The organism is Maridesulfovibrio ferrireducens, assembly GCF_900101105.1.
GTDB lineage: Bacteria > Desulfobacterota > Desulfovibrionia > Desulfovibrionales > Desulfovibrionaceae > Maridesulfovibrio > Maridesulfovibrio ferrireducens.
In genome coordinates, this window is sequence record NZ_FNGA01000004.1 from 273,312 (window position 1) to 299,891 (window position 26,580).

The 26,580-nt window shown below is 41.9% G+C and carries 23 protein-coding genes; 9 read left to right on the top strand and 14 right to left on the bottom strand.

Going from position 1 to position 26,580, the window contains the following annotated elements:
* Positions 1 to 154: 154 nt before the first annotated feature.
* The 5 genes from BLT41_RS13790 to BLT41_RS13810 all read right to left on the bottom strand — a co-directional run bounded on the left by BLT41_RS13790 (position 155) and on the right by BLT41_RS13810 (position 5,345).
* The gene (locus BLT41_RS13790; protein ID WP_092162154.1) at positions 155 to 1,558 is read right to left on the bottom strand and encodes an efflux transporter outer membrane subunit; all 1,404 of its coding nucleotides are present in this window, start codon (positions 1,556 to 1,558) and stop codon (positions 155 to 157) included.
* Between the two features lie 98 nt (positions 1,559 to 1,656).
* Entirely contained in the window at positions 1,657 to 2,874 is a 1,218-nt protein-coding gene (locus tag BLT41_RS13795) for an ABC transporter permease (RefSeq protein ID WP_092162155.1), read from the bottom strand.
* Between the two features lie 17 nt (positions 2,875 to 2,891).
* On the bottom strand, positions 2,892 to 3,611 hold the full coding sequence (locus BLT41_RS13800) for an ABC transporter ATP-binding protein (RefSeq protein WP_092162156.1): 720 nt from the start codon (positions 3,609 to 3,611) through the stop codon (positions 2,892 to 2,894).
* A 26-nt stretch (positions 3,612 to 3,637) separates the two neighbouring features.
* The gene (locus BLT41_RS13805; protein WP_211477664.1) at positions 3,638 to 4,840 is read right to left on the bottom strand and encodes an efflux RND transporter periplasmic adaptor subunit; all 1,203 of its coding nucleotides are present in this window, start codon (positions 4,838 to 4,840) and stop codon (positions 3,638 to 3,640) included.
* A gap of 46 nt (positions 4,841 to 4,886) precedes the next feature.
* Positions 4,887 to 5,345 (bottom strand): hypothetical protein, encoded by a 459-nt coding sequence (locus BLT41_RS13810; RefSeq protein ID WP_092162157.1) that lies wholly within the window; start codon positions 5,343 to 5,345, stop codon positions 4,887 to 4,889.
* A 165-nt stretch (positions 5,346 to 5,510) separates the two neighbouring features.
* Between BLT41_RS13810 and BLT41_RS13815 the strand changes: the two genes are divergently transcribed.
* Positions 5,511 to 6,179: a response regulator transcription factor gene (locus BLT41_RS13815; protein ID WP_092162455.1), complete on the top strand. Its 669-nt coding sequence runs from the start codon at positions 5,511 to 5,513 to the stop codon at positions 6,177 to 6,179.
* Positions 6,179 to 7,654 carry a sensor histidine kinase gene (locus tag BLT41_RS13820; RefSeq protein WP_092162158.1) on the top strand — a complete coding sequence of 492 codons (1,476 nt, stop codon included), beginning with the start codon at positions 6,179 to 6,181 and terminating at the stop codon, positions 7,652 to 7,654. The genes BLT41_RS13815 and BLT41_RS13820 overlap by 1 nt, the downstream gene beginning before the upstream one ends.
* Positions 7,655 to 8,154: 500 nt before the next feature.
* On the opposite strand, the gene BLT41_RS13830 is transcribed toward BLT41_RS13820, so the two are convergent.
* From BLT41_RS13830 to BLT41_RS13845, 4 genes are read right to left on the bottom strand one after another with little or no spacing between them, the layout of a single operon-like run.
* Positions 8,155 to 9,663, bottom strand: coding sequence for a CHASE sensor domain-containing protein (locus tag BLT41_RS13830; protein WP_092162159.1), 1,509 nt, complete (start codon positions 9,661 to 9,663; stop codon positions 8,155 to 8,157).
* Positions 9,660 to 10,208 (bottom strand): YfiR family protein, encoded by a 549-nt coding sequence (locus BLT41_RS13835; protein WP_092162160.1) that lies wholly within the window; start codon positions 10,206 to 10,208, stop codon positions 9,660 to 9,662. The genes BLT41_RS13830 and BLT41_RS13835 overlap by 4 nt, the downstream gene beginning before the upstream one ends.
* A complete protein-coding gene (locus BLT41_RS13840) occupies positions 10,196 to 12,130 on the bottom strand; it encodes a TonB-dependent receptor plug domain-containing protein (RefSeq protein ID WP_092162161.1) in 1,935 nt (644 codons plus the stop codon). The genes BLT41_RS13835 and BLT41_RS13840 overlap by 13 nt, the downstream gene beginning before the upstream one ends.
* Entirely contained in the window at positions 12,127 to 12,834 is a 708-nt protein-coding gene (locus tag BLT41_RS13845) for a response regulator transcription factor (protein ID WP_092162162.1), read from the bottom strand. Before BLT41_RS13845 ends, BLT41_RS13840 begins: the two co-directional genes overlap by 4 nt.
* 254 nt (positions 12,835 to 13,088) lie before the next feature.
* On the opposite strand from BLT41_RS13845, the gene BLT41_RS13850 reads away from it, so the two are divergent.
* From BLT41_RS13850 to fliD, 7 genes are all read left to right on the top strand, one after another.
* A complete protein-coding gene (locus BLT41_RS13850; RefSeq protein ID WP_092162170.1) occupies positions 13,089 to 13,946 on the top strand; it encodes a flagellin N-terminal helical domain-containing protein in 858 nt (285 codons plus the stop codon).
* 448 nt (positions 13,947 to 14,394) lie between these two features.
* On the top strand, positions 14,395 to 14,940 hold the full coding sequence (locus BLT41_RS13855; RefSeq protein WP_092162174.1) for an RNA polymerase sigma factor: 546 nt from the start codon (positions 14,395 to 14,397) through the stop codon (positions 14,938 to 14,940).
* Complete coding sequence (locus tag BLT41_RS13860) at positions 14,937 to 15,605, top strand: flagellar hook assembly protein FlgD (RefSeq protein ID WP_092162175.1); 669 nt, start codon at positions 14,937 to 14,939, stop codon at positions 15,603 to 15,605. The genes BLT41_RS13855 and BLT41_RS13860 overlap by 4 nt, the downstream gene beginning before the upstream one ends.
* A gap of 22 nt (positions 15,606 to 15,627) precedes the next feature.
* Positions 15,628 to 17,184, top strand: a complete 1,557-nt coding sequence (locus tag BLT41_RS13865) for a flagellar hook protein FlgE (RefSeq protein WP_092162176.1) — start codon at positions 15,628 to 15,630, stop codon at positions 17,182 to 17,184.
* A 93-nt stretch (positions 17,185 to 17,277) separates the two neighbouring features.
* Entirely contained in the window at positions 17,278 to 19,305 is a 2,028-nt protein-coding gene (gene flgK / locus BLT41_RS13870) for a flagellar hook-associated protein FlgK (protein ID WP_092162177.1), read from the top strand.
* Between the two features lie 12 nt (positions 19,306 to 19,317).
* A complete protein-coding gene (locus BLT41_RS13875) occupies positions 19,318 to 20,520 on the top strand; it encodes a flagellin N-terminal helical domain-containing protein (RefSeq protein ID WP_092162178.1) in 1,203 nt (400 codons plus the stop codon).
* 9 nt (positions 20,521 to 20,529) lie between these two features.
* Positions 20,530 to 22,257: a flagellar filament capping protein FliD gene (gene fliD, locus BLT41_RS13880; RefSeq protein WP_092162179.1), complete on the top strand. Its 1,728-nt coding sequence runs from the start codon at positions 20,530 to 20,532 to the stop codon at positions 22,255 to 22,257.
* A 555-nt stretch (positions 22,258 to 22,812) separates the two neighbouring features.
* Here the strand turns inward: fliD and BLT41_RS13890 are convergent.
* The 5 genes from BLT41_RS13890 to BLT41_RS13905 all read right to left on the bottom strand — a co-directional run bounded on the left by BLT41_RS13890 (position 22,813) and on the right by BLT41_RS13905 (position 26,556).
* Entirely contained in the window at positions 22,813 to 23,781 is a 969-nt protein-coding gene (locus tag BLT41_RS13890; protein WP_092162182.1) for a relaxase/mobilization nuclease domain-containing protein, read from the bottom strand.
* Positions 23,771 to 24,157 (bottom strand): plasmid mobilization protein, encoded by a 387-nt coding sequence (locus BLT41_RS17845; RefSeq protein WP_092162184.1) that lies wholly within the window; start codon positions 24,155 to 24,157, stop codon positions 23,771 to 23,773. Before BLT41_RS17845 ends, BLT41_RS13890 begins: the two co-directional genes overlap by 11 nt.
* Positions 24,158 to 24,523: 366 nt before the next feature.
* On the bottom strand, positions 24,524 to 25,375 hold the full coding sequence (locus tag BLT41_RS17695; RefSeq protein WP_244512288.1) for an AAA family ATPase: 852 nt from the start codon (positions 25,373 to 25,375) through the stop codon (positions 24,524 to 24,526).
* 255 nt (positions 25,376 to 25,630) lie between these two features.
* The gene (locus BLT41_RS17700; protein WP_244512289.1) at positions 25,631 to 26,314 is read right to left on the bottom strand and encodes a primase/helicase family protein; all 684 of its coding nucleotides are present in this window, start codon (positions 26,312 to 26,314) and stop codon (positions 25,631 to 25,633) included.
* Positions 26,314 to 26,556, bottom strand: coding sequence for a helix-turn-helix transcriptional regulator (locus tag BLT41_RS13905; protein ID WP_092162185.1), 243 nt, complete (start codon positions 26,554 to 26,556; stop codon positions 26,314 to 26,316). Before BLT41_RS13905 ends, BLT41_RS17700 begins: the two co-directional genes overlap by 1 nt.
* Positions 26,557 to 26,580 lie beyond the last annotated feature (24 nt).

Sequence of the window (26,580 nt, forward strand, 5' to 3'; positions counted from 1 at the left end):
CCTACCTTTGAGTGCGTCTTCTGCGAGGCTCAGCAATCGGGGCGACCAATTCGTAATCGGTAGGATGTTGATTTGTTCTTGATCGCTTTATTTGTAAGTAGTAGTATTAACAGTGTTTTGTTGTGCTGTAAATTTTCCAACTTCCATAAATCTCTCATGCTGGATTTCCTTTTTTAACCGGATTATACTGATCTGGATTCCCACCAAGGGCCTGATAGAGGTTCACGTAATTGAGCAATTGTGCATAGACATTTTCTGCCAGGCTTTCTTCAGCAGTACGCCTTGTGTCTTGCGCGTCCATCCAGTCCTTAAAAGTTCCTGACCCTGACCTGTAACGGACCTCATATATATTTTCGACCTTGCGGGCTGCTTCAAGATTCTCCATAAGATACTTGCACTTGTCAGCTAGATTTTTACGATTGGAAAGGGAATCCCCTACTTCTTTCATTGCTTCGTACAGTGTTTGTTTAAAAGAGACCACGGCTTCATCATATTCGGCCGTGGATTGATCGAGGTTCAATTCCAATTTGTACAAGTTGAGGAACGGAAACGCGATGCCTGAAGCAAGGGCAGCAAAAGGGTTATCCAGCATATTAGCAAGTTCAGCACTTGACCCACCGAGACTGCCGGTCAACGACAAGGTCGGGTAAAAGCTGGCTTTAGCTGCATCGGTATTAGCCAACAATTTGCGTAAACGTGATTCAGCTGCACGCAGATCCGGACGGCGGGATAATAACTCCACAGGGAGTCCGGCAGGAATCACTGGAAGAGTGGACCTGATAAGATTCTTAGGGTCGGCCATAATTTTCCCTGGAGGCAGGTCAAAAAGGATCGTCAGAGAACTTATATTTTCCTGCCTCTTCTGCATATAAGAATAATATTTAGCCTGCTGGATGGTCAATTCCTGCTTGGCCTTGTTGACTTCCAGTTTCGATGCTGAACCGTAGCGTTGCTGAGCTAGTATTCGTTTTAGAGTCTTCTCGGAAGACTGAATATTACTCCTGCACAAATCAATGCGCACATTGCTATAAGCTATACTCCAGTAAAGCTTCATAGTCGTACCCACCAGAGATAGGGCTGTGCTCATGCGGTCTTCATTACTTGCAACTGCTTCCCACATGGCCGCGTCACGGGTGCGGGAAAGTTTGCCCCACAGATCAGCTTCATAGCTAATGTTAAAGCCTCCGACATATGAATTGGCAAAACCGCTTTTATCAAAATATTTAGTATTGACGCCGCCGACAGCACCTGAAAGCTGTGGTAACATGTCATTGTAGGCAAGCCCCGCCTGTAACTGGGCCTGTCTGACCCGAAATCCAGCTGCAGCAAGATCATTGTTACGTTCCAGCACCAGCTTAACCAGTTTTGTAAGTGACGCATCTTCAAAACTTTCCGCCCATTTTGCAGCAGATAAGGAAATTTCAGAGGTACTGTTTCCTGTAGAATTCCAACTTTTGGGAATAGTTACCTCGGGTGGAATGTACTCAGTCTGCAGAAAAGATCCGCAACCACTGAGAAGGAAGGGAATCAGACATATATATATAACCATATTGCGCATAAAATTTACCTGTAATTTTTCACATAAAGAGGCGTTACGGGATTAGAAGTGTGCATTGCGTACCGAAAATTCTGAAAAGCCATAAATGATAATAGCATTTAATCATATCTCATTGCGTCTATGGGGTTGAGCCTAGATGCTTTTTGCGCGGGATAATAACCAAAAAACACCCCGATAATCACTGTAAATACGACACTGGCAAACATCATAAATGGATCAAACACGGCATGGATACCCAAAGTAGACCCCAGTCCAATGGCAATACCTAAGCCTGTTAAAATACCGATAATACCGCCTGAAAGACTGAGGATAACCGCTTCGAGAAGAAATTGTGTCAAAATATCTGAGCTTCTGGCACCTATCGCGAGAAGAATGCCAATTTCACGGGTTCTCTCGGTGACAGAAACCAGCATAATATTCATGACCCCGATGCCACCGACTAAAAGAGAAACACCGGCGACAGTACTTAGCAGGATGGTCAGGGTACTTGTCACTTGAGTGGCCATACTGACAATTTCCGTTTGGTTGCGGATTTCAAAATCATCTTCATCATCTGAACTAATACGATGAGTCTTACGAAGAACATTTTCGATTTCAGACTGAGCCAGATCAAGGGATGACTCTGAAACAGCACTGGCCATAATATCATGAACTGTCTCGCCGTCGCTCATACGATAAAGAGCGGTTGTAGAGGGGACAAATATTATATCATCCTGATCATTTCCCATGGCGGATTGCCCTTTTTCAGAAAGAACTCCGACAACATCAAAGGGAATGGCTCCGATCCTAATTCGCATCCCCACCGGATTTTGTCCGTAAAAGAGCTCATCCACAACGGTTTGTCCTAGAACCGCAACTTTGGCTTTTACTTTTATATCTCTGGAAGTAAAAAAAGAACCTAAGGCTACTTCGTAATTGCGGATAATAGGGTAACTGACATCCACTCCCTCAATAGTTGTACTCCAGTTTTCACTCCCAGCAATAACCTGTCCTGAAACCCTTATAACGGGAGAAACATGGCCCACATTTGGAGCAAAATTAGAGATAGCCACAACATCATCCATACTCAGACAGCTTCGGCTACCAGCTCCACCTTTTACTCCATGAGACATGGTGCTGCCCGGCTTAACCATAATTAGATTTGTGCCTAGACTGGATATCTTATCCTTGATGTCTGCCTGAGACCCCTTGCCTAGTGCAACCAAGGCGATAACCGAGGCAAGTCCGATAATAATTCCCAGCATGGTGAGCAGGCTTCTCATCCTGTTTCGAGTAATACTTCTAAATGCAACAATTACAAACTGTCTGAATCTCATAGAGGGTATTTCCGCTTCTAAAGGATTTCATTCTGCAGGGCACAACGCCGATTAGGTACTTTATATTTATTAATTATGCGTCCGTCCCTGAATTCCACAATACGCTTTGCATGTTCAGCAACTTCCATTTCATGGGTGACAAGAATAATTGTGATGCCATTTGCATTAAGTTTTTGAAAAAGAGAGAGGATCTCTTCAGTAGTCCGGCTGTCTAAATTCCCTGTCGGTTCATCAGCCAGAATAATTGCAGGTTGAGTCACCAAGGCTCTGGCAATAGCGACGCGTTGCTGCTGCCCCCCTGAAAGCTGGTTGGGTTCATGATGCATCCTGTCTGCGAGCCCAACCATTTCAAGAGCTTTTTCCGCCATTATAAGCGGATCATATTTCCGATCTCCCCTTCTGTAAATTAAAGGCAGTTGCACATTTTCTAGAGCGCTTGTTTTCGGAAGAAGATTGAAACCTTGAAACACAAATCCGATTCTCTTATTGCGAATGTCAGCCAGAGCATTTTTATCAAGTTGTTCTACAGGTATTCCTTCCAGCAAATACTTCCCGTGATCAGCCTTATCCAGACAACCTAAAACGTTCATCAGGGTAGACTTACCAGACCCTGAAGTTCCAATTATTGCTACGAAATCACCTCTTGGGATAGTGAGAGTAATGTCATCAAGAGCCCGGACGGTTTCCCCGCCAAGGTGAAATGTTTTTGTAATGTCTTTGAGTTGGATTAGTTCCATTTACAATTCCTTAAAAATCAAGAGGATTACATTTTCGGGCCGCGCTTTGGTCTGCTGGGTAAAATCTTTGTTAAAAACCCCTTAGAGCTTTTTGTTTTGTTAATATTCTTACCGATAATTACAGACTCACCAGCTGTCAGCTCGGTATCTTTTATCACCGTGCCCGTATTTGTAGTCATGCCGAGGCTGACAGAAACCCGTTTAGGAATTCCCTTTTCAAGAATATAGATTCCGGGGGTTTCTGCTTTGTCATGAACGCCAAGTGTGAAATATAAGGCAGCGTTCGGCACCACCAGTTCATTTTTAGCTTTTTCTACACAAAAATCCGCAGTAGCAGTCATTCCGGGTAGAAGTTTACCTTCTTTATTGGGCGCATCCACAATTACAGTGTAGGTAACAACATCGGAAGTTTCGGTAGGGTTCAACTGAATCTGACTCACTGTTCCGAAGAAAATCGCGTCGGGATAAGATTGAACAGAAAATTTAACCTGCTGCCCCTTCTTCACTATTCCTACATCGCTTTCATCCACATTGGCTTCAATCTCCATGTCTGATAGATCTTCAGCAATAATAAAAAGAGTCGGCGTGCTATAGCTGGCTGCTACGGTCTGGCCTACATCGATGTTCCGTTCGAGAATAACGCCATCAATGGGAGACTTGATCTGTGCATTTTCAAGATTTGTCTCGGCACTTTTCACAGCGGCCTTTGCTGACAGGATCTGCGCCTTTGCAATGTCCCTTTCCGTCTCATAGACAAGCAGCTCGTGAGTTGAGAGATGTCCCTCTTTGTATAAAGGTTTATTCCTTTCATAGTCTGCTGCGGCCTGTTTATAGATAGCCTTTGAACTGAGAACGGAGGCTCTGGCGATGTCCACGGCAGCTTTGAACAGGTCCAGATCAAGTTCAGCCAGAATCTGACCTTCTTTCACCTGATCATTATAATCGACCAGTACTTTTTTTATCGTGCCGGAGACTTGCGTTCCGACCTCAACAGTTCCAACTGCAGCAATAGTTCCGGTACAGGAAATCGTATTTTCCATGTCGCATCTTTTGATTTTTTCCAGCCGATAACTCAGGGCTTCAGAATGGTCCCGAAGCGAAGATTCCACCCAATTATTCTGTGCATATTGGACTAGAAAAAGAAAACCTCCAACCATGAGCAAAAGCTTTAAAAGATTCACACCGCTTTTTAGCGTTTTCATCACAATCATTTTTCGTGTAGATGGCATAATTACAAAACCTTATATGACCGTTTGTTTGAACAAAAAATCAATGTTAATTTATATCTAGAAATCCGTCATGGTTCCTGTCAAAACTACCAAAGCGATGCTTCCTTTCAGGAGAGTTTTTAAAATAAGCTGCGTTGCATGCATCGCGGCAATAACGCCGGTCTCCGCAAGCCAATTCATCTGATCCATCACAATATTCCTTGCAGGCCTGCTCAGTTGTGGCTTTAAGTGCAACGGAGTAATCACCATCAGGGCCAAGTATCGATGGAACTTTCATGGCCATTGTCCTGGAATTCAGGCGAAAGTCAGTTGCGGTACATGCCTGCCGACACTGGCGGCGGGTAGCGGCATCGACATCCAGACAATCGCAACAATCCTTACACTGACTTTCATTGCTCGTAAGAGTTGTGCAGTCCTTAAAGCTTAGCTTTTCAGCAAATGCATTGAGTTGATAAGAATTTATCGATAAAATTGTAGCAACAATTATGAATGTCAGTTTTTTCATATGATCACTTCCTTAATGAAAAGTTTCTGTACTCAGCAGCGATAAGCTTGCAGGTAGAAAAGAACCCTAGGAAATGAATTACACATGAATAAAAAATATTTTTTTATTCATTTTCTATTAATGTTTGTGAAATATACTGCCTTCAATAAATGTCCGGGAGGTAATATGAAAATTCTTATTGTCGATGATGATCGAAAACTATGCGATGTTCTGAAACGGGGCCTTAAAGAGAATGCATATGTTGTTGATTGTGCTTATGATGGAAAAGAAGGTGAGTGTTACGCAGATACACATTCCTACGATTTGATTATCCTGGATATTATGCTGCCCAGCAAAGACGGCTTAGAAATTTGCAAAGACCTTCGAAGAAAAAATATTACCACTCCCATTCTTATGTTGACAGCCAGAGACACGGTTGAAGATAGGGTCAGAGGACTTGATACCGGAGCGGATGATTATCTCACTAAACCATTTGCGTTTGCTGAGCTTTTAGCCCGTGCACGAGCTCTTTTAAGGCGTGATAACCCATCAAAGTCGTCCAAGTTGTCTGTCGGAGAATTGGTTCTCGATACAAAGAGTCGGGAGGTTCACTGGAAAAGTGAACCTATCGAACTGACGACAAAGGAATATGTCATTTTGGAATATCTAATGCGCAATCCAAATGCGGTCGTAACCCGTACCATGATTGAATCTCATGCCTGGGATTATGCTTTGGACAGCATCTCAAATTTAGTGGATGTCTATATCCGAAGAATAAGGCAGAAAATAGACCCTGAGCAGGGCAAGCAAATTATTCAGACCGTTAGAGGTGCTGGATATAGAATGAAGTCGTAATGAATTTAATAAATACCATCAGGTTTAAATTTACTCTCTGGTACCTATCTATCCTCAGTGTTCTTTTGATTCTTTTAGGAAGTGGAATTTATTTTACACTTTCAGGAACGTTACACAGAAATTTTGATGATTCGCTGAAAGTCAGAGGTAAGCAACTCGCAGATTTCAAGGATCTTATTCCGATTATTGCCAGTGGAACATTTGAAGAAGAGGCAGGAGAGTTTGTCTCTATCTATTTTTACACAAATGGTGAACTGACACATATATCTCACAAGGGACATGAAGTTCCCATAAGCAAGCCTCTCGTTAATCAGGCTCTTTCAGGCGAAAGCATATTTTCTACCACTTCTTATATAAACAACGAAAAAGTAAGAGTCTTCGCAACTCACTATGCTCCTGTTAATCCTGTTATCCATTTGAACCGTTTTGTGAAAAAAATGAATGGCCTTGAGCCTAGGGGTGGAAGATTTCCCGAAAAATCCATTTTTCATAATAATCAAGCAGTGGAAATTAAATCAGCTGCTCTGGTAATAGCCAGACCCACAAAAGATATGAATCTAGCTATTGATCAACTATTACGCATACTCCTTACTGCCATTCCACTTACGATTGCGATTTCGGGCTTTGGAGGTGTTTTCCTTACACGAAAAGCATTTAATCCTGTTAAAGAAATCACTAAAACAGCTCAGGAAATAGGAGAACACGATTTAAGTCAGAGAATCAAGATCAAGACAAAAGATGAGCTGGGTGAGCTTTCTACTGTACTAAATAAAATGATAGGCAGGATCGAGCGGGCATTTCAACGTCAAACAGAATTTACTGCTGATGCTTCGCATGAACTTAGAGCTCCTCTTGCCGTTATTCAAGCTGAGGCTACACTTACGCTGGAAAAAGAAAGAGACGCCGAAACATACCGAAAAGCTCTTGAGATAATTGCTCAAGAATCGAATGAAATGTCCCTAGTTATCAACCAGCTGTTAACTCTTGCCAGAGCAGATGCAGGCAAGGAGCATCTTGAATTCAAATCGATTGATATGGCTGAGTTTATTAGTGCAGTATGTGATGACATCGCCATTCTTTGCCGAGAAAAAGAGGTGATTCTGAAGCTATGCTCTTTAGGCAAAGTGTTTGTTTATGGAGAAAAATCCAGCCTGAGAAGATTGTTGGTTAATATACTGAGCAATGCCATTAGATATACACCTAAAGGTGGAGTCATATCTGTTGGATTAAAGTCTGTTAATAATTCAGCAGTGATCACAATAAGAGATACCGGCATCGGAATTCCCCAAGAAGAACTCGCACATATTTTCAAACGATTTTATCGAGTTGATAAAGCGCGGTCCAGAAAGACAAGAGGAAGTGGCTTGGGATTATCTATTTGCAAACAGATTGTTGATACCCACAAGGGACAAATTGAAGTTGAAAGCTGTATAGGAATAGGGAGTGTCTTCTATGTTAAAATTCCTATTGCATGAGGGATTTGGATTCGAGGAAGATCATGGAATGCCTGTTTTTTTAAGATTTACTTTTCAGAACAATTAATTTTCGGGGGGATTACCGTCAGTTCAACTCTGATCGTTGGCTCCAGTAAAAGTAAAGCCCCGCAATGTTTTATCGCATTGTGTTTTTTTTTGTTTTGGCTCAGAGATTGTACAAATTCATGTTGGGAGACTGGTTTAAGGGCATGTCCGGCCTGATGTGTTCTTTGGCCAATCGGCGGACATCATCCATGGTCTTTGTCGTGGAAAAGGTGGCTAGTAAGCTGTGACCAAATAGGAAATTGGCTACAAAATAGGGTATGAACATCCGAAATCTTTTGATTCTTCGGACGGGATCGAACTCCTGCTCCAAGGCTGTGGCCAGACGCAGGATATTGTACGTACACTTTGTTTTCAGTCGGAGTAATCCGGTGTAGTTATCTTTGTGGATGTGTATCGCAGGGTGTCCTTTTAGGATTGATCCTGCCATATTTTTCTTAACAATCTGCAGTGATAGATTTAAATTTAGCAGAAACAATCGTACCTTTTTCATCTGATGTTTCCATAAATATTGATGCATTGTGGGTTTTCGCTATAAGTTGAGCTGAGTACGTTCCGAGTCCTGTTCCGTCTTCTTTGCCCTCGGTCACGTATTTGTTGAAGAATCTATTACGGACTTCAACTGGAACGGGAAGGCTGTTGCTTATGCTGACGGTTGTAAAGGATTTATCGCTTTCGACAGAAATGGATACACTTCCACCTTTTACAGACCCTTCCACACCGTTTTTAATCAGATTTCTAAACATGGTTCGTAGTAGAACCATTTCTCCGTTAATATGAACTTCTTCCACTCCGTTTATCTCTTCCTTGTTCATTATTATGGATAACGACACCTCTGACTGATTGAGTAAGAGCGCCATTTCTTCTTCCAGTGAACATAGCATTTCGATGAGATCGACTTGCATCGTTTTAAGGGTGTATATTTCCTGTTCCATTTTAAACATATCGAGATGAAATTGAATCATGTCGAGCATACGGTATCCCGCTGCTGCAATTCTCTTGATATATTTACCTTGTTCCGGGGTTAGATTGCCCTTGTTAAGCAGTAGTTCCGGATAGCCGATAACCAAATTAAGTGAAGATTTAAGGTCGTGCCGATTGATACGTTCCACTTCTTCGCGGATCATTTCTGCGGTGCGTCTTTCATGAATTTGTTTAACAAGCTGGGTGTTCTTTTCTTTTAACTGTTTTTGTTTGGCGCGAACTTCTTTTGTGCGTTGGGAAACTATTGTTTCTAACATTTCTCTATGGCTGTTCAACCACGAATCGCGGGTTTCAATTTTTCCAAGCATGGAATTGAATTCTGAGACAAGATAACCTATTTCATCCTTACTTTTGTAAGCAACGCGTTTAGAATAATCCTTATTCTCTGAAATTTCTCTAACAGCATCTGTCAGCTGGCCGATAGGTTTTGTAATTTTTTTTCGGAAATGGTTGGCTGCTATTATGCACGCCGCTAGGACCGCAATGAGTATAAGTGCTGAGGTCGCAAGGTTGTGGTAGAACCATTCTCCTTGATCAGAGAATGTTCCTTCTAGCACGATATATCCCAGTGTTTCGTTTTCGGATTGAATGGGCTGAATCACAGCAAAGGTGTTTAGATTAACTTGTGGGCCATCTTCCGTGGGTAGTGATTCTGTGTTTTTTCCGAAAGATGCAAAAATATCGCCTGCCGATGTAAAAATTGTGGCCCCGACAATATTTGTAATAAGCGAAAGTGAATCGAGGACTTCTTTTGCTGAATCTGGATCATTAAAATCCAAAGCTGAAATTGTAGAGGTTGCTATAATCTTAGCAAGGCCATTGGCCTTTTGTACTGTGGCCTGCCTATATGAATGAAAAAATGTGGCGATATTTAAAGTCATAGTCAAGACAAGAGCGGAAACGGTTGTTCCCAGAATTGCCGCGCCTATCTTGCGCCCAATACTATTCTGGAATCCAATCATTGTGTTTTATCTCCGCAATATATCTCAGAAAGTTTAAGTAGTTTTGAACTGATGGTAAGTCCCGCTTTACGGGCCGCGCAGATATTAACTTGCAGTTTCATTCTTGAGCCGGATTCAACAAGGTTAATGATTCCGCCCATGCGTAAAAAATCGGGATTTTGTCCGATGGTCAGGATGGGTTTGTCTTGTACTTGTTTGATAATTGCCGCTATTACACGCGGCTTTTTGCTGTCAAGAAAAAGGACCTGACAATTCTCAGCGGGCCAGCGCACCAGCTTGAATGAGTCAGGTGTATTAAAAAAAGGAACCAGTTCATCTTTATCAATGGTTGCAACCGTGTACGGTCTGCCATGTTTTGAATTGCTTTGCTCAGGCCATAGGACATATTTGGGTATTTTTTTTATGAACAACGCACGTAGTTGTGTTTTGGTTGCAGTTCTTTTTGTGTCAGCAGCCATTGCTATTGAGGATGACAGAAGGATTAAGACTGCTAGGAGTGCCGTAAAAATCGGCGTCAGGAGTTTGTGCCTGCCTAGAAGTCCCATATAACCCTCAAAGACCCTGAAGGTTTAGTCGGTGCAAAGTTCCCGTCATTAATGGGGGACAGAAGGCTTGATCCTATCAGCTCAAAAGACAAGTTGTTTACAGGACGCCATGCTAGACGAGCATCAAAACTGAATCCTGTGGAGAGATCCTTGTCGTCCATGCTGTTAAGATATGAAGTGAAAAGGTCCAGATCTAAGTTGTCAGCAAGATTGATCAAAGCTTGAAGCTTTACATTGTAAATTGGGCTGTTAAGCGGAGGGGCGAACCCCGGACTGTCGATGGACGATCCTGTGAAATCTTGATTCGACAAGCTTATTGAAGGGCGCAGGGTTAGTCTTGGTAGAGCTTTCCAGTCAAGAGATGCTTCTGTTCCGTATGTCAGCCCGCAAAGAGAGCTGGTTGGTGTCGCAATTCTTGTGTCTTTATCATAACTGAGAGTTAACAGCTTATCATAGCTGTTGAAATATAGTGAAAGATCAAATTTAAGGTTGTCACTGAAAATTCTACGATAACCGGCTTCAAATGATGTAAGTTCTTCTGATTCTAAACCGTTAGTTGTGTCAATTTCGTATCGCTCACCTCTGTATTTTACTTCATATCGCCCCTCTCTAGCCCAGTTGCTTGGCGTTTTTGTTGCACGCGATGCGGCAATCCAATATTCATCTTTATCCGCAGTATATAGAAGTCTGGCTGTTGCTTGAGGAGAAATGTTTACCTTTTCTGAATAGTCCAGTTTTAAGCCGAGCGTGAGGAAAAGACTTTCTTCGATCAGAGTCATTTTGTCTTGTGCGAAAGCGCTGACATCCATACGGCTGAACTGGTCATTATGGACAGTGACATGTTTGCCCTGCTCAAATGAATCCCAGAAATAACGGCCCCCGACGCCAAAGGTCATAAGGTGCATTCCTATTTGTTCAGCAGAATAAAGGAACTCAGCATCAACTGTGTTTGAAATCCCGTTGAGGTCATCGAAAGTTGTTGCGGAGTGAGTATAAGAGGTGCGGAATTGCATTCCTGAATTTATTCCGGTTGCTCTGTCCCATGTGAACTGAGCATATCCTCCATATTCTTTTTTTTCTCTGTTAGCGGAAAAGGGAGTTCCCGGAGGAGAGTGCTCTTTAATGGAGGAGGCGGATATATCGCCTTGAAGAGTGAGTTGGTCGGTGAAGGCATTCTGCCAATCTGATCTGAATCCGGTATTCCCTTTAACTAAATCTTTTGATCCCTTGTGAGCAGTTCCTTTAACTTTATAGGATTTTCCAGATTCATAGCCTCCTTTCGCATAAACCATAAAGTTGTTTTCGTCCGAAAGTTCGCCTCCTTGTCGAATCATTTGATTTACGCCGTCTGTTCCAACTACCGAGACACTTTGAGTTCCTTTCAATTCTTTGGCTGATTTGGTGATAATTTTGATTACACCGTTTAAGGACTCAGATCCCCATAGACTGGTCCAAGGGCCGCGAATAACTTCAATCCTTTTCACAAGTTCAATAGGAAGGTCATTATTTGACCAGATTACTTCTGAATAGAATGGAGAGGTTATCGGGCGGTTATCAATGAGAATAAGCTGTTTGCTATTGAACATTCCATTAAATCCACGAATTCCAATAGCCCATTTGTTTGTGTCCATGCGAGTTACGAGAACTCCCGGTACAACTCGCAATGCTTCAGGAACGGACATGGCCCCGCTGGCTTTTATGTCTTCTTCGGTAAGGACTGTGTAGGAACCAGCGATATTTTCGAGAGATTGTTTTCTGTTTGTAGGGGAGATTACTTCTACTTCTAAAAGTCCTTCGAGGTCTAATTGTTCTAGTGAGGGGGAGTCCAATACTTCAGCTTCCGCGTTGCAAGGATGTATCCCGCCAGCGAAAATCAGAAATAAAAAGAAAAAGGCAAAGATTGCCTTACGAACATGAATCATGCGCCAGCCTGATTTTTAGCTGTCATCATGTAGCCGCGTCCACGAATTGTTTTGATGCTTACGGATTCACCTATTTTGCGGCGCAGGTTGCTCATGTGAACATTCAGTACATAATCGTCGAAATCGACTGTTCGTCCCAGAGCATTTTCCATAAGAGCATCACGTTCAACTAATGTGCCGCAGCTAGCTGACAAGTGCTCAATTATGCTGAATTCTGCAGCTGTGAAGTGAGTATCTTCACCGTTAACTAGGACTGATTGTGAATCCAGATTAACCTCAATGTCTCCAACTACAATTTTACCCCGGCTTGAGCCTGCATATTTTTTTGAATCTTCGGTTACCATGGCGCATCTGCGTAGTGCAGCCCGCATGCGTGCGAGCAGTTCTCTCAATTGAAAAGGTTTGCAAATGTAGTCATCAGCTCCCATCTCGAGACCTACCACTCTGTCAACTTCATCACCTTTACCCGTGAGCATAATAACGGGAACATTGGATTTGGAGCGAATGAGGTCAAGTACGCTTAAGCCGCTGATATCAGGAAGTATAATATCTAAAAGAATAAGGTCGAAGCTTTCATTGCGGAATCTTTTCAATCCTTCGGAGGCATTGCACTCTGTGTGCAGAGTGTATCCTTCGTCTCGCAGGTAAGTTCCTAAAAGTTCACCAAGTTCCGGGTCATCATCGATTAATAATATTTTGTCCATGATTGTTCTCCTTGATGCACTATAAATGTTTAGAAGGAATAAGCATAAATGTTTAATGTTAAAAAATGTTAAGAGTGTAAAGAAATGTTAAGATGCTCTATATAAATCTAAGGTAGTCAAGATTATGAATGTTAAATAACAAAAAAACGACATGAACGTTCTGCATGTTTGCTGCGTATAACTATGCATAAGGATCAAATGAATAGGTCATTGGTCTTTAGTGCATGGATGTACAACGAAACACGGAGGTTTTTATGTCATTAGTAATTAACAACAACACAATGGCTAATTCAGCAGCTCGCCACCTTAATGATGCGTATAGTGCATTAGGTAGTTCTACAGAGAAGATGGCGTCTGGTCTAAGGATCAATTCTGCTGCTGATGATGCCGCAGGGCTTGCTGTGCGTGAGCTCATGCGTTCTGACATTTCCACTCTCAGCCAGGGAGTTAGAAATGCCAATGATGGTATTTCAATGATTCAGACCGCTGACGGTGCGCTTTCTGTAGTTGATGAAAAGCTTATCCGTATGAAGGAATTAGCAGAGCAGGCCGCTACCGGAACATATACTTCAGATCAGCGCGCATTAATTGATCAGGAGTATCAGGCTATGGCTTCGGAAATCACCCGTATTGCGAGTGCTACCGATTTCAATGGAATTCATCTCCTTAATGGAAACCTTAGTGGTGATTCTGCTCTGGTTGTTCATTTTGGAACTGGTAATGATTCCGCAGAAGATAAGTACAGTGTTGAAATTGGAAACTGCACAGCGTCTTCTCTTGGAATCGGTAATCAGAGTACTGAAGGTGCCGGATTCACTGTGTCTACTCAGGAACAAGCTCAGGCTTCACTCGAAGCTCTTGATAACGCGATTGTCTCAAAGGATAAGATAAGGGCGAACCTCGGAGCTCTTGAGAATAGACTCGGGGCAACAATCTCTAACTTGCAGATTCAGGCGGAAAACCTTCAGGCCGCAGAATCACAGATTTCAGATGTGGACGTTGCGACTGAGATGACCAATTACTCAAAGCAGCAGATCATAACCCAGTCTGCTGTAGCAATGCTTTCACAAGCAAATTCTTTGCCACAAATGGCTCTTCAGCTGATTGGTTAGCTCTCTTCAAGATGCTGAGTGGCAAGATTTAGACCCGGTTTATCCGGGTCTTTTTTATGTCAAATCGCCCCCCTGTCTACTTATCTATTGGGTTCAAGGCAAGATTCTCTGTGCTGCCCAAAGATAATGCCGTTGAACTCAAATTTATCATGTTTAACGTCAGCAATATTTGCCGCTAGCCCTTTGTCTATAGCGGTTTTGGCCTAGTCTTGTAGTGTTTTTAGGGCACATCTTTCCACTCTAAACAAAAAAATGACGGTTTTAATTGCTGAACAAATTTTTCAGAGAATTACGATTAAGAACTATTAATTTTCAGGCCGAATCCTTTATTACCACTTTATGTTTTTAACAAAACTTCGATTTATCTTACCTCGATACGAACAATAAATAATATTGTATTAATGTATTAGGGATCACTAGTTGCTTACTTCTACGCATAGGAGGAGCAATGAAAGAAAATATACATAGTATATATGATAATAAGAATGCAATTAATGTTGATCAATTCTTTAAAGATAATAATATTAAGATTAAAAATGATATTGGAACTTTTTTAAAGAGCAAATTCAATTGTATTAAACAGTTTGAAGTTGATGAGATATTTCAAGAAGTAGCATTCAAAATAATTAAACATAATTATATCACAAAGTATTCTTCTGATAAAAGCTCACTTAATACATGGTTATACATCATTAGTAGATCTGTTACTATTGATTATATGCGTAAAATGTATCGCAATACTCTCATTATAGATGAATACACTGAACCATCAGTTGTAGAAAGTCAAAATTATACATTAAAAATCCCTAGAGGAATGCTTTCAGAGAGGCAAACACAAGTGATCAAGATGATCTTCTGGGGAGACTTGCGTGCTGTTGAAGTTGCGGAACAGCTGGGCATTTCGCCACAGACAGTTCGGAGCGTCAAGCACCAGGCAATCACTAAATTGCGCCGCTACTTCGGAGCGGAAAGCGAAAGGAGGATCGTATCATGAGCATCTCAGGTGTTAGTTACACAACGGCAAATTCAACCACTGTTGCAGAGGACAATTTAAGCAGCAGCTCCAGCCTCAGTCAGGTTGATTTTATGACACTTCTTACCACTCAGATGGAATATCAGGACCCCACTAATCCGGTTGATAACACTGAAATGATTAACCAGATGACAGCGTATTCATCGCTGGATGAACAGACTCAAACTAATGAAAGTTTAAATACTATTATTGATCAGCTTAGTTCTCTTTCTGCCGTTAGCAGCTCCAGTTATCTCGGGCAGGATGTTATGGCCGCTGGAGGTGTTGTTGAAGTGGAAGATGGTGTTGCTTCAGATGTGACGCTTAATCTTGATGAAGATGCAGCTCTTCTCAGCATCAATATCTATAATTCGGGTGGAAGTATTGTGGACACAAGAGAGTTCTCAAATGTTTCTGCGAGTGAATCTCTGTATGGGCAGGCTGAACTTAATCCCAGTGGAAAACTCTCGACTGACGGGGATTATTATCTTGTTGCCACTGCTTACGATGAAAACGGTAGCAGTATAGATGTTTCACTTTCGTCCATCGGAACTGTGAAAAGTATCAATCAAGAAAATTCAGGAACGCTGCTCATTCTTGATGATGGAAGAGAAGTTTCTATTGCTGACGTAACGTTAGTGTCCTGATCAGGGTAAAAGGAGAAATAAAATGGGAATCACAAGTTCATTATATACTGGGATATCGGGTCTTAATGTTAACAGTCAGGCTACTTCCGTAGTCAGTAATAACTTGGCTAACTCCAGTACTGTAGGATTCAAAGGCTCTTATGCTACATTCGAAGATGTTTTTTACTCCACTATTACAACTGGAAGCGGTGGTGATCAGGTAGGTAACGGAGCTGCCGTCGCGACTGTTAATACTGATTATACGCAAGGTTCGTATGAAACATCCAGTACATCCACTAATGTAGCTTTGAATGGAGATGGTTATTATATAGTTGTAGATCCGGATACCGGCACTAAATATTATTCGAGAGCAGGAAATTTCGATTTTGATAAAGACGGTAATCTCGTAGACCCCTATGGCAATAATGTGCAGGGCTGGGTCGTTAACGAAGGATCTGCCTCGGGTTCACTTACCAATGTTGTTCTGGATCAATCTCAGTCTCCTCCTAACGCCACAAGTGAAGTTTCATTGTCTATGAATCTTGATTCACAGAGTGTGGATAGTGCAATTACTTCAAATCCATATACTTCTGAATTTAATTTATATGACGGAACTGAAGCCCCGCCACTTGATGACTCCAGATATAGCTATTCATCAACTATGACCATTTATGATGAAAATGGTTCTGCCCATGACCTTACAACTTATATGGATCCTGTAAGCACCGATTCCGACGGTAATATTATCTGGGAATATGTAGTTTCCTGTGATCCCGAAGAAGATCAGCGTTCATTCGGTGGAACAGACATGAATACGACCAGCGGAGCAGGTATGCTCATGACCGGGACATTGGTTTTTAATTCCGAAGGTCAAATGACCTCAATGTCTTCCTTCACGCTTACCGACACTCCTGTTTCTTCAAATGCAAAAGATGCCGCAAACTGGGAACTAGCCTCCTTTAGTGATTCTGGGATTCCGGAAATGAATGTGAACTTCACAGGAAGTACTGAGGGACAGGAAGTGGCTTTCAGTTTCGGCATGTCTAATCCCGGAGCAGATGTAGGTTCCAACGGAGGATGGTCAACAGGTTCAACCATTAAGACTCTGGCAGATATAACCGCAACGACTGACTACTCCGACCTACCTTCTTTTGAAGATGTCGAATTGGGAACGGGTGCAACGACTAGTTACAGTGACACTTCCTCCGCGACCTACAGTGCAGGTCAGGACGGCTATCCTACAGGGGCCTTACTCTCAGTAACTGTCGATGAAAATGGTATAATTAGCGGGAATTATTCAAATAGCCAGAGTATTGAACTTTATCAGCTTGGCCTTGCTGATTTCAATAATAAAAACGGGCTCAAGGCAAATGGTAGCAACCTATTCAGTGCGACAACTGAATCAGGGGAAGCAATTATAGGAACTGCCGGAACTGCCGGTTTCGGGTCAGTTGTTTCGAATGCTCTTGAAGCTTCAAATGTTGATTTAGCCTCTGAAATGACCAAGTTGATTATTATTCAAGCTTCATATCAGGCCAATAGTAAAGTTGTGACCACAGCGAATAGTATGATTGAAACAGCTTTGAGTCTCAAACGCTAGGTGCTGATGTGAAATCTCTGCTGGCAGCGTAATTTTCTGCGATTGTCAGCAGAGATTTAATTTGAAGTTTGAATTTTCAAGGGAGCATGAACCATGATTAGTAACTTATTTAATATCGGTTCCAAGGCCGTTAATAATGCTCAGGTTTCCATTAATACCACATCCAATAATATCGCTAATGCGGAAACTACTGGATATCAGCGTGCAGACGCCGTTTACGACAGTACAGGTAATATTAATGTTGGTGGCAACAGTCTTGGTACCGGTGCTGACATTATTGCTATTCAGGCAAATTGGGACAGCTTCATTGAAGATCAATATTTGGCTGCTTCAGCTGATCTGGCTGCCAGCAAAGCTTCTTCAAGTTATCTCTCACAGATGGATTCAATTTTGAATCAAAGTGCTGATGATGGACTCGGGACAACTCAGGATGCTTTCCTTACTTCATGGGCAGAATTATCTATGTATCCCAACTCTTCCTCAGAGCGTGAGGCATTGCTCGGTGAAGCTGAATCTTTGGTTTATTCGCTTAATTCCACGTCTGCTGAACTTAAGAAGATGCAATATACCATTGAGGATGAAATTAGTGAGCAGGTTGCGAGCGCAAATGAGTATATTGATGGGATAGCCCTTTTAAATGAGCAGATTTCAGCTTCTCCTGATAATTATGAATTAGTTGCAAGTCGCGATCAGATGATTCGTGAACTTGATGAAATAATAGGTATATCCGAAGTTGTTCCCAGTGATGGACAGGTAAAGATTTATACCGAAAGTGGTATGCCTCTCGTAGAAGGAGCTGAAACTCATAATCTTGTTTACACATCAGCACGAAGCACAGAATCACTGATGCCCGAATCGACTTATACCGGAGATGTGAACTTTTCGGGATCTTCGAGTGAAGAGCTTCTTTTAGAATTTACGTCATCTGGACCGGATGGAAGTGCAAAATTTAAAGTTTCATTTGATGGTGGAAAAACATGGGCTGAAGATGAAAATGGCAACACACTTATTTATACCGCAGGTGATGTTGATAATTCAGTCAATATCGAAGGTGTAGATGTCTATTTTTCAGGCGGAACCACTGATCATACTGAAGGGGACCGTTATACCATCGTCCCGAAGAGTGGTCTTTACTGGCAGGGGAATGATTCTTCTTTAATAAATTGTACTCCCATGACCGATGCTAGCGGGAAAGATGTTTCAAACAGGAGTACTGGCGGCAGCCTGTCAGGATTATTAAAGGTTAGGGATGACGAATTACTTCCTGTCATGAGTAACATTGATGATATGGCAGCAGCGTTAATCTGGGAAGTAAATGCGGTTCATTCGCAAGGGGCAGGACTCACATCTCATCTTGCCCTTGAGGGAACGTATAGCTTCGATGACCAAGCCGCGACACTTTCAAACAGCGGGCTTACATATGCTGATAATATAGAATCAGGCGAATTTTCAATATATACCTATGATGCGGATGGAACAGTTTTGTCCAATGCGTCTATCTCTATCAATCCCTCCACAGATTCTCTTGATGATGTTGTAAATGCCATAAATACGGCTTTCCCCGGTACACTGACTGCCTCTGTAGATTCAGAAGGGTTTCTCAAATTACAATCCGCTACTGATGTGAGTTTTGAGCTGGCAGATGACAGTTCCGGTTTTCTGGCTGCGGCAGGAATCAATACTTTTTTTGAAGGAAGTGATGCTTCAGATATCGGTGTAAATTCGTACATTCAAGGTGATCCCTCGCATGTAAACTGCGGAGAAGTCGGAACCGACGGACTCGTTTCCTCAGGTAGTAATGACACGGCAAAATCCATCAATGAATTGATGACAAAGGCCATTACAATTGGAAATGAAACATCTTCGCAGGTGGCATCTCTTTCTGAATATCTTTCAGGGGTTGTTTCCGGAGTTGGAGCTGCCGCCGCAACAGCAGAGACTCAGATTATATGTGATTCGTCTGCGGCTCAGCTTTATTATGATCAGCAAGCCTCTGTCAGCGGAGTCAACGTGGATGAAGAGATGATCAATCTTACCCGCCAGCAACAACAGTATGAGGCTGCATGTCAGATTATCTCCGTCTCGCGCGATATGTTCGATACCATTCTCGGTATGATGTAATCAGGAGCAGTTATGCGAATCAGCACCACCCAAATTTATGCACAGAGCCTGAATAGTATCAATTCTTCTTTGGTCAGACTGACTGAGCTTAATAAAGAGACAAGTTCTCAAAAGAGATTGAATGCTCCGTCAGATGATCCTGCTGGAATGGGAAATGTCATGAAGTTGAGGACTTATGATGAAAGTCTTGCATCTCAGAGTGAAAATGGAACGATTGCAAATGGAATTTTAGGCACTGCGGATGATTTGTTGGTTCAGGCAAGCGAAATAATGAGTTCAGTACTTGAGCAAGCCGAGCAGGGGGCAACCGGAACATTCAATCTCGTACAGAGCCAGATGATGGCAGAAGAAATGAGGTCTTATATGGACTCATTGGTAGATATTGCAAATGCTAAATCTGGTGATGATTACCTGTTTTCCGGTGAAGCGACTGATACTTCTCCTTATGAATATACCACAGGAGTGACTCTGAATGGAGATTCGCCTGCTCTGACTGATATTGTAGAGATTACAGGAGAGTTGGAAGATAGTGTGTGGGTTGAATTTACTTCAGACGGGATAGTCGGTGTAGACTCCATAGATTATAAATTTTCAACTAATGGTGGTGATTCCTGGGAAACAGGAACAATGGATGGAACCGCCGTGCCTCCCGAAATGAATCTTAATCTTGGAGATATCTCCGTTGAGATGAATGCAGGGACAGTCCTTACTGCTGCCGATGATGGAGAAGGCAGTCAATTTATAGTGCGTACTGCGCTATCTTATAATGGTTCTGATAAGGCTATGTCGGTCGCTATTTCGGAGAGTTTGGATGTTGATGTAAATACTGTCGGACATGAAGCTTTTGGCGGAGTAGATCCAGAAACAGGAGTTCCCTACGATGAACCTAATCTCTTTGAAACCATTAATGATGCGATCGCATATCTGGAGATTGGAGATGAAGCCGGGGTTGCAAGTTGTCTTGAAAAGTTGCGTGACGGGCACGAAACCATAACAACAGTTTCAGCTGATATTGGTTCCAGTGAAGAGAAAATATCATTTATACTGAGCAGTTTGTCACTTTCAAGAGAACGGGTGGCTTCAGCGATAAGTTCGGAAGAAGATGCAAATACAGCACAGCTTTCAATTGAACTGAGTCAGGCCTCATATATTTATGAGGCGGTTCTTAAGTCTTCCGCAGAAATAATAAGTTCCAGCATAATGGACTACATATAGGAGTGCGGCATGGCTATTTCTTCGCTTTCATCGGATGTCCTGTCTTATTCTTCAACTTCAATTTCTGGAGCTGTTACTTTTTCAGGTCTTGGTAATGGGACCGATTTTGAAAACATTATTGATATAACAATCGAAGCTGAGTCATACAAAAAGACGCAATATGAAGAAGACCTCGTATATGCAGAAAATGCAGTAGAGGTTCTCACAACTCTTGATGAGGAACTTCTCAGTCTGTCTGTAATCATGCAGGAAATGGATGAAGTTGAAGAATTTTATAGTTATACAGGTTCAATCTCAGGCGATGAGCTAAGTGCCATTGTCGAGGACGGGGCGGAGCCGAGTTCGCATAATGTCGTTATTAATCAGCTTGCAAAAAAAGATACTTGGGTAGCTGAAGATTATGACATTGCATCCTACGACACAATACTTTGCAGTACGGATTCATCCATAATATTATCTTATGCCGGTGAGGATATTTCACTGGATATTTCAGCAGGAACAAGCGCTGAAGAATTAGTAAATCAGATAAATCAAAGCAGTAAGTTTGATGATAAAATTGAAGCATCGCTTATCTATGACGGAGCAAATTATCATTTAAGTTTTTCGGGCGAGGAAACAGGAGCCGCTAATTTAATTGAAATAAAGGATCTCAGCGCACTGGATTCATTAACTGCCGCAGATTTTAATAATACCCAGCAGGCACAGAACGCATATCTCAAAATTAATGGCTATCCTTCCGGTGCGGATGAGTGGCTTGAAAGAGATTCAAATACTGTTGACGACCTTATTAACAATGTAACCCTTACTTTGAACAGCACTACAGATCAAGATGGTATAGAGGTTGGTATTAGTTACGATACCGAGGGCATGATTGAAAAGGTTGAAACATTTGTTACAGAGATTAACCAGATTATTTATGATATTCAAAGTGTTACAGGCCGTCTTGATACTAATTCAGATGATGAAGATGAATCCTCTTTTAAATTAAACGATAGTACTTTGGATTTGGTTTATAATCAGATCAAATTAATTTTATCTTCTATTGGTCAAGGCTTTGAACGTTATGACAGTGAAACGGGAAGCGGTGATCTTTATTCTTCTCTTTCAATGGTAGGAATTTCCACAGATTCAGAGCAGGGATCTGCTACTTTCGGGCAACTCGTCATAGATTATGATGAGCTTAACGAAGCTCTTACTGATTCACCGGAAACCGTAGCAGAGCTTTTTTCCGCATCAGGTGAAGCTTCTTCAAGTAATTCCTCGCTGGAAATAATTTCAAGCATCAGCGGATTAACTTCTGCGGGGGAGTATGATGTTGAGTATGAAGTGTCGGGTGGGGTGATTGTTTCTGCAACAATTAATGGTGTTGATATGCTGATAGATGGGAATACCATGCTTGCTCAGCGAGATAGCGATGCAAACGGTCTTTATTTGGAAGGAACAGAAACTACGGATGGAGTTTACTCTGCGACAATTTCGGTTAAGCAAGGAAAAGCCGGGGAAATCGCTGATTTATGTTCAGATATTACAGATGTCGAAACTGGTTCCATCCCGTTATTGATTAGTAGCTATGAAAGTTCTTGCACTAATTATGAAAATGAAATTTATGATGAAAGCGCACGGCTTGATTTGCTTGAAACTGATTTAATCCGTAAATACGCCGCATTAGATGAGATGTTGTCATATTACTCAAATATTGAAAGTCAGCTTGAAACTTCACTTGCGTCATTGGAGTAGTGTTTTTAGCAAATTATGGATTGGATGTAATCTTGCGACATGATTGTGGATAAACGATTCCGTTGCTAACAGAAAACCTTGCGTTGAAAATGGTGGCGGCCCGCATAGTTAATAAAAATATCTGTAAGCAAACTGTCCGCAAATTTGCGTACAAAAGTCGGTAGTTTTAGCTAGTTTTTGGTAGTTTTTAAATTCTCCCTAATTCCACTTATCCTCATGAATCATGGGTATACGGGCGTTATCGGCCCCCAAATTAATCCCTCGCCTACCAATTCGTAAATAGTGGGTCATATGTATTAGTTCCGACTTGATCTGACAGTCAGCCTCTTTTACAAAACCCCCAACGTATACAATATAATCACCACCCCAAGCAAAACCCCAACAAACGAAGAAAGAAACATAACTCCCATATTTATGTAGGTGTTATTCCGCATTTCATTTTGCATGTAGTTATAGACTTCGCATGCCTCATCATGAGCCTTTCCGGCTTGCTTGTTGACTTGATTACATATCGCTATACAATGCTTTACGTCCCTTTCTAATAACTTCACGGCCTTAACGGGAAAATCCTTTGTTTCTTCGATGGTTTTTTCTACTGTCCGAGTTGATTCCGTGATTACTTTTTGAAATTTTTTCAAAAGCTTGATCAACTCCATGTTGCTCTCGATCTTGTGTTGCTCCTGCTGGCTCAACAATCCCAAGCGGGCTTCCATCATTGTGATTTCGTCCACTTCTGGAGCCTCTTCTTTCGTAGTCGATAAGTTCTTTATTTTTTCCATTTTGCTCATATAATCCTCCTTTTTGCAGTCCGTTCCAAGAGTAACCTTTACCTAGGGAACTGCCTTTCATGGTTATTCCATTCAGCGCAAAACTAATGCCTCTGATATTTCCATTTTTGGCTTGGTTTAGTCGTACTTCAATATTGTTTGCTTTTAGTGATTTTATGAATAAATTAAGGTCTTTGTTCGTGTTTAAAGTTTCTTTTACCTTTTTTTGTAGTTGCATTCTGATAGGCAATTCTCCTGTGCGGAGAGCTTTTTCAACTTCATTTTTGGTTAATGCTTTGGAGTTGACTTCTTTACTGTTTGGAACAATTTGCAGTTCGTATTTTTTCTCTAGTTCTCGCATTAATTTTTCTTGTTTTCTAAAATCATTACTGTCGCTTACAACCTCTCCCCTCATGGTGACTCGGTTAACTACAATGTGAATATGTGGATGTTCTGTGTCTGTATGTTTTGTCGCAATATATTGGCAGTCACTAAACCCCATTGCTTGTATGTATTTTTGCGTGACGTCACGCCATTCCTTGTCTGTTAGGCTTTCTTGTGGAGCCAGACTAATGCTTGCATGGCAAACTACTTTTTTTAAATTAGGTCGCAAATTGCGAATAGCTCCAAATTCATTTGCTAAGCCTCTCGGCTCTTTTCCGGCCATATTGGTTGTTAAAATAGATGCACCAGCTTTCCCTAGATCATAATCCAAAGCTCCGCGAAATCCTGTACCTTTTACTAGCTTAGCTATCATTCTTCGCAGCTTTGTTTAGGCCTAGCAGGTCGCAGCGTAGTTTTGTGACAGCTTCGTGCGTTTCGTTGATTAATTGCTCTGGGATCGCGTTCTTGTCTAAGCGATAGCTAAGCTGCAAAAGCTGATTTAGATTGCTTCCAAGCTTTGATAGTTCGGCGTAAGCTTGTCTGTTTATGGTTGGGACAATTAAGTGGTTTATGTTCTTTTGTATGGATAGTTCTCGTAAGCATTGCGAAAGAGATAGATTTAACATTCGGGCTTTACTAGCTAGCAGTGTCCGTTCTTTTAAATTTACACGGACGCCAATAACGTATTGTCTAACGTCCTCGCTAGGGAGAGTGGGACGACCTGTTTTTTTATGATAATTATTTTTCATTTTGTGGTTTTATTTTTTGTGCTTTGATTTATTGCTACCCCGCAGGGCAAGCGTTTAAGTGAAACGAAAACATGGCTTGCTCCTTACCTCGGTAAAGCTAGCACGAATATAATGTGTCAATCGTGATTGCCATCTCTATCCTTCAGGGGGGGGCTAGCAATTGAGTCTTGATTTCACTGTCCCGTGTCCTCCCTACTAGGAGGTGGTACAGTGGGACAAAGTCGAATTTTGCGTTATTTTTTCACCAGAGGAATTTATGCAGGTTTTTGGGGCAAATATTTTGTTATAATTTAGGAGTGCATTTTATTGTCCCAGTGTCCCGAAACCTATAGAATTTAAAAGCGGGACTGGCGGTCAATTTTGTTTTCAGTTCGTGGCTTCCAATTTCTTTTTGAGCCTGTGCACTGAGGATTTGGATCTTCCCATTTCTTCAGCACAGTCTCGAATGCTCAGCCCTTCGGATAGAAGCGCCTTTAATTCGTCTAACTCAGCATCTTCGATATCTTTTATTTTCCAGTAAAAAGACTCTTTTTCGCTGCATAGAAGTGCTTCAAAGGGCTTTACATCTTCGCCAGAAATTCCACGAGCTTTAGTTAAGTGAACCTCAAACCTAGCCCCCTCTGTCATTTTATATTGTTTAGGGCGGCGTAGGCTGATCACGGTGTCCATGATATCTTCTCGGGCACTAGTGCCTCTTTGGTCTCCAGATTTACCCGCATGATGGATAATTAGAACTGCAATCCCTCTGCGCCTTAAGTCCAGCAACCATGACTGCATGTTTTGCCACGACTGAGCCTCATTTTCCTTACCTGTCCGGCATAGTGTGGCAATATTATCTAAAACCAAAAGAGCAATATCTTTTAACAAAGGTTCAAGGGATTGTTGCCCTGCATAAGTAGATAAGTCCGGCATGGGGCAAGGTTGAATGTCTGGGGTGACAAGTACGAGGTTGTTCGTGGCGTTGGGAGGAACGTTGTTTCCCATCGCAAGGTATGCCAAGCGTTCCTGCATCGCTATTGCTGGCATCTCCCCGTCAACGTATAGAACTCTACTTTGATTGGACGCTCGCCATTCAAAAATTTCCCCTCCCCCAGAAATAGCCAGAGCCATGCTTAATGCTGCAAAGGTTTTACCTATTCCACGAGGCGCATACATAATGACTAACCCTTGAGTTGGAATAACTGGTTTCAACAGAAATCCTCGTTTAGGTAGGGGCATTTTTAGAAAATCTCCTAATTGAATCGCGCATAGCGCTTGCGATTTTTGTGCTTGAATATGCGCAGAGTAGGCAGCTTCGATCTGCTTTGATACTTCTCCAAGTCCTTGACTTAAATGTAGGTCGTTAAAATCTGATCCTTCAATATTTAAAAAAGAAGGAGTTGCCACGGATAAATTCGTGATGCCTAGACATTCTACAGCATTCTTTTGACCAGCTTCATCCGCATCGGCACATATGATTATGGGTATTTGTGGCTATTTTTTACGCAAGAACAAAGCGACAGGTTTTAAGTTGTTGGCTGAGAAAGAGAGGTAAGTTGTATCTTGTGAGGCTAGATAGACGCTTGCAGCCGTGGCATAGCCTTCACACAGATAAATTGCTTTTTCAGGATTTTTGCCAAGGTAGAAGAATCCACCGTTTATTTTCCCGCCAGTTAAGAACCGTTTTTTACCGTCTGGGAAAATACGTTGTAAACTTTGTACGGACTCATTTTTTGAAAGAATGGGGATTATGATTTCGCCGTTTCGACCTTGGAAAAGGTTATCCATAATAGGCAATTTTTTGCGCTGTAGGTATTCACTATGCGTGCAAGGCAAGCAGTTTTGTAATATGGTTGCAGCTCGTTCTTTAGCTTCGGCGTGGCGTAGCTCTTGCTCTAGTAGCTGCTGTTTTCTGATGTCAGCCAAGCGTTCCTGTGTTTTTGCTTGATCGATAGGGTTGTCTGTAGCGTTTTTGGGGGAATATGAACCCTGATTTCCTGTTTCCCAATTACACCACCACAAAACTGCAGGATCGTTGTTATGGATTATGTAGGCTGCGTTTTTCTTATGAGGTTTGGTGTGCGTTGCAGTTCGGTGCAGCTGACCGTCACGAATTAAATTCTCGCTAGAGATTCCATGCTCTTCCAAGATTTGTTTGAATTCATTTAGGTAAGGCATTATTCATTACCCTTGGCAAAAGGATAAGAATTCTTGTTTTGAAGATTCTCTACAAGTTCATAAATTTCAGACGCAGCCCAAGCGACAGTTCTCTCAGTTAATTGAATGGATTGTGGAAATCTTCCACTCTGAACACCTCGCAACCATGTGCTTCTGGCTACAGGTATAATTTTGAGGACATCCTTGAGACGTAGGAACCCTGCATGTGGATTTAAAAGAAGTTCTTTTTCTTTACCTTTCATTAATTTTCTCCTGTGTTGTTTTTT

Excerpts from the sequence above, each read along its gene's own strand:
- BLT41_RS13860 (WP_092162175.1), top strand. The coding sequence starts at position 14,937 with ATGAGCATCTCAGGTGTTAGTTACACAACGGCAAATTCAACCACTGTT.
- BLT41_RS13855 (WP_092162174.1), top strand. The coding sequence starts at position 14,395 with ATGAAAGAAAATATACATAGTATATATGATAATAAGAATGCAATTAAT.
- BLT41_RS13810 (WP_092162157.1), bottom strand. The coding sequence starts at position 5,345 with ATGAAAAAACTGACATTCATAATTGTTGCTACAATTTTATCGATAAAT.
- fliD (WP_092162179.1), top strand. The coding sequence starts at position 20,530 with ATGGCTATTTCTTCGCTTTCATCGGATGTCCTGTCTTATTCTTCAACT.
- BLT41_RS13795 (WP_092162155.1), bottom strand. The coding sequence starts at position 2,874 with ATGAGATTCAGACAGTTTGTAATTGTTGCATTTAGAAGTATTACTCGA.
- flgK (WP_092162177.1), top strand. The coding sequence starts at position 17,278 with ATGATTAGTAACTTATTTAATATCGGTTCCAAGGCCGTTAATAATGCT.
- BLT41_RS13805 (WP_211477664.1), bottom strand. The coding sequence starts at position 4,840 with ATGCCATCTACACGAAAAATGATTGTGATGAAAACGCTAAAAAGCGGT.
- BLT41_RS13835 (WP_092162160.1), bottom strand. The coding sequence starts at position 10,208 with ATGGGACTTCTAGGCAGGCACAAACTCCTGACGCCGATTTTTACGGCA.
- BLT41_RS13850 (WP_092162170.1), top strand. The coding sequence starts at position 13,089 with ATGTCATTAGTAATTAACAACAACACAATGGCTAATTCAGCAGCTCGC.
- BLT41_RS17700 (WP_244512289.1), bottom strand. The coding sequence starts at position 26,314 with ATGCCTTACCTAAATGAATTCAAACAAATCTTGGAAGAGCATGGAATC.
- BLT41_RS13905 (WP_092162185.1), bottom strand. The coding sequence starts at position 26,556 with ATGAAAGGTAAAGAAAAAGAACTTCTTTTAAATCCACATGCAGGGTTC.
- BLT41_RS17695 (WP_244512288.1), bottom strand. The coding sequence starts at position 25,375 with ATGCCCCTACCTAAACGAGGATTTCTGTTGAAACCAGTTATTCCAACT.
- BLT41_RS17845 (WP_092162184.1), bottom strand. The coding sequence starts at position 24,157 with ATGAAAAATAATTATCATAAAAAAACAGGTCGTCCCACTCTCCCTAGC.
- BLT41_RS13875 (WP_092162178.1), top strand. The coding sequence starts at position 19,318 with ATGCGAATCAGCACCACCCAAATTTATGCACAGAGCCTGAATAGTATC.
- BLT41_RS13890 (WP_092162182.1), bottom strand. The coding sequence starts at position 23,781 with ATGATAGCTAAGCTAGTAAAAGGTACAGGATTTCGCGGAGCTTTGGAT.
- BLT41_RS13820 (WP_092162158.1), top strand. The coding sequence starts at position 6,179 with ATGAATTTAATAAATACCATCAGGTTTAAATTTACTCTCTGGTACCTA.
- BLT41_RS13830 (WP_092162159.1), bottom strand. The coding sequence starts at position 9,663 with ATGATTGGATTCCAGAATAGTATTGGGCGCAAGATAGGCGCGGCAATT.
- BLT41_RS13840 (WP_092162161.1), bottom strand. The coding sequence starts at position 12,130 with ATGATTCATGTTCGTAAGGCAATCTTTGCCTTTTTCTTTTTATTTCTG.
- BLT41_RS13845 (WP_092162162.1), bottom strand. The coding sequence starts at position 12,834 with ATGGACAAAATATTATTAATCGATGATGACCCGGAACTTGGTGAACTT.
- BLT41_RS13790 (WP_092162154.1), bottom strand. The coding sequence starts at position 1,558 with ATGCGCAATATGGTTATATATATATGTCTGATTCCCTTCCTTCTCAGT.
- BLT41_RS13800 (WP_092162156.1), bottom strand. The coding sequence starts at position 3,611 with ATGGAACTAATCCAACTCAAAGACATTACAAAAACATTTCACCTTGGC.
- BLT41_RS13865 (WP_092162176.1), top strand. The coding sequence starts at position 15,628 with ATGGGAATCACAAGTTCATTATATACTGGGATATCGGGTCTTAATGTT.
- BLT41_RS13815 (WP_092162455.1), top strand. The coding sequence starts at position 5,511 with ATGAAAATTCTTATTGTCGATGATGATCGAAAACTATGCGATGTTCTG.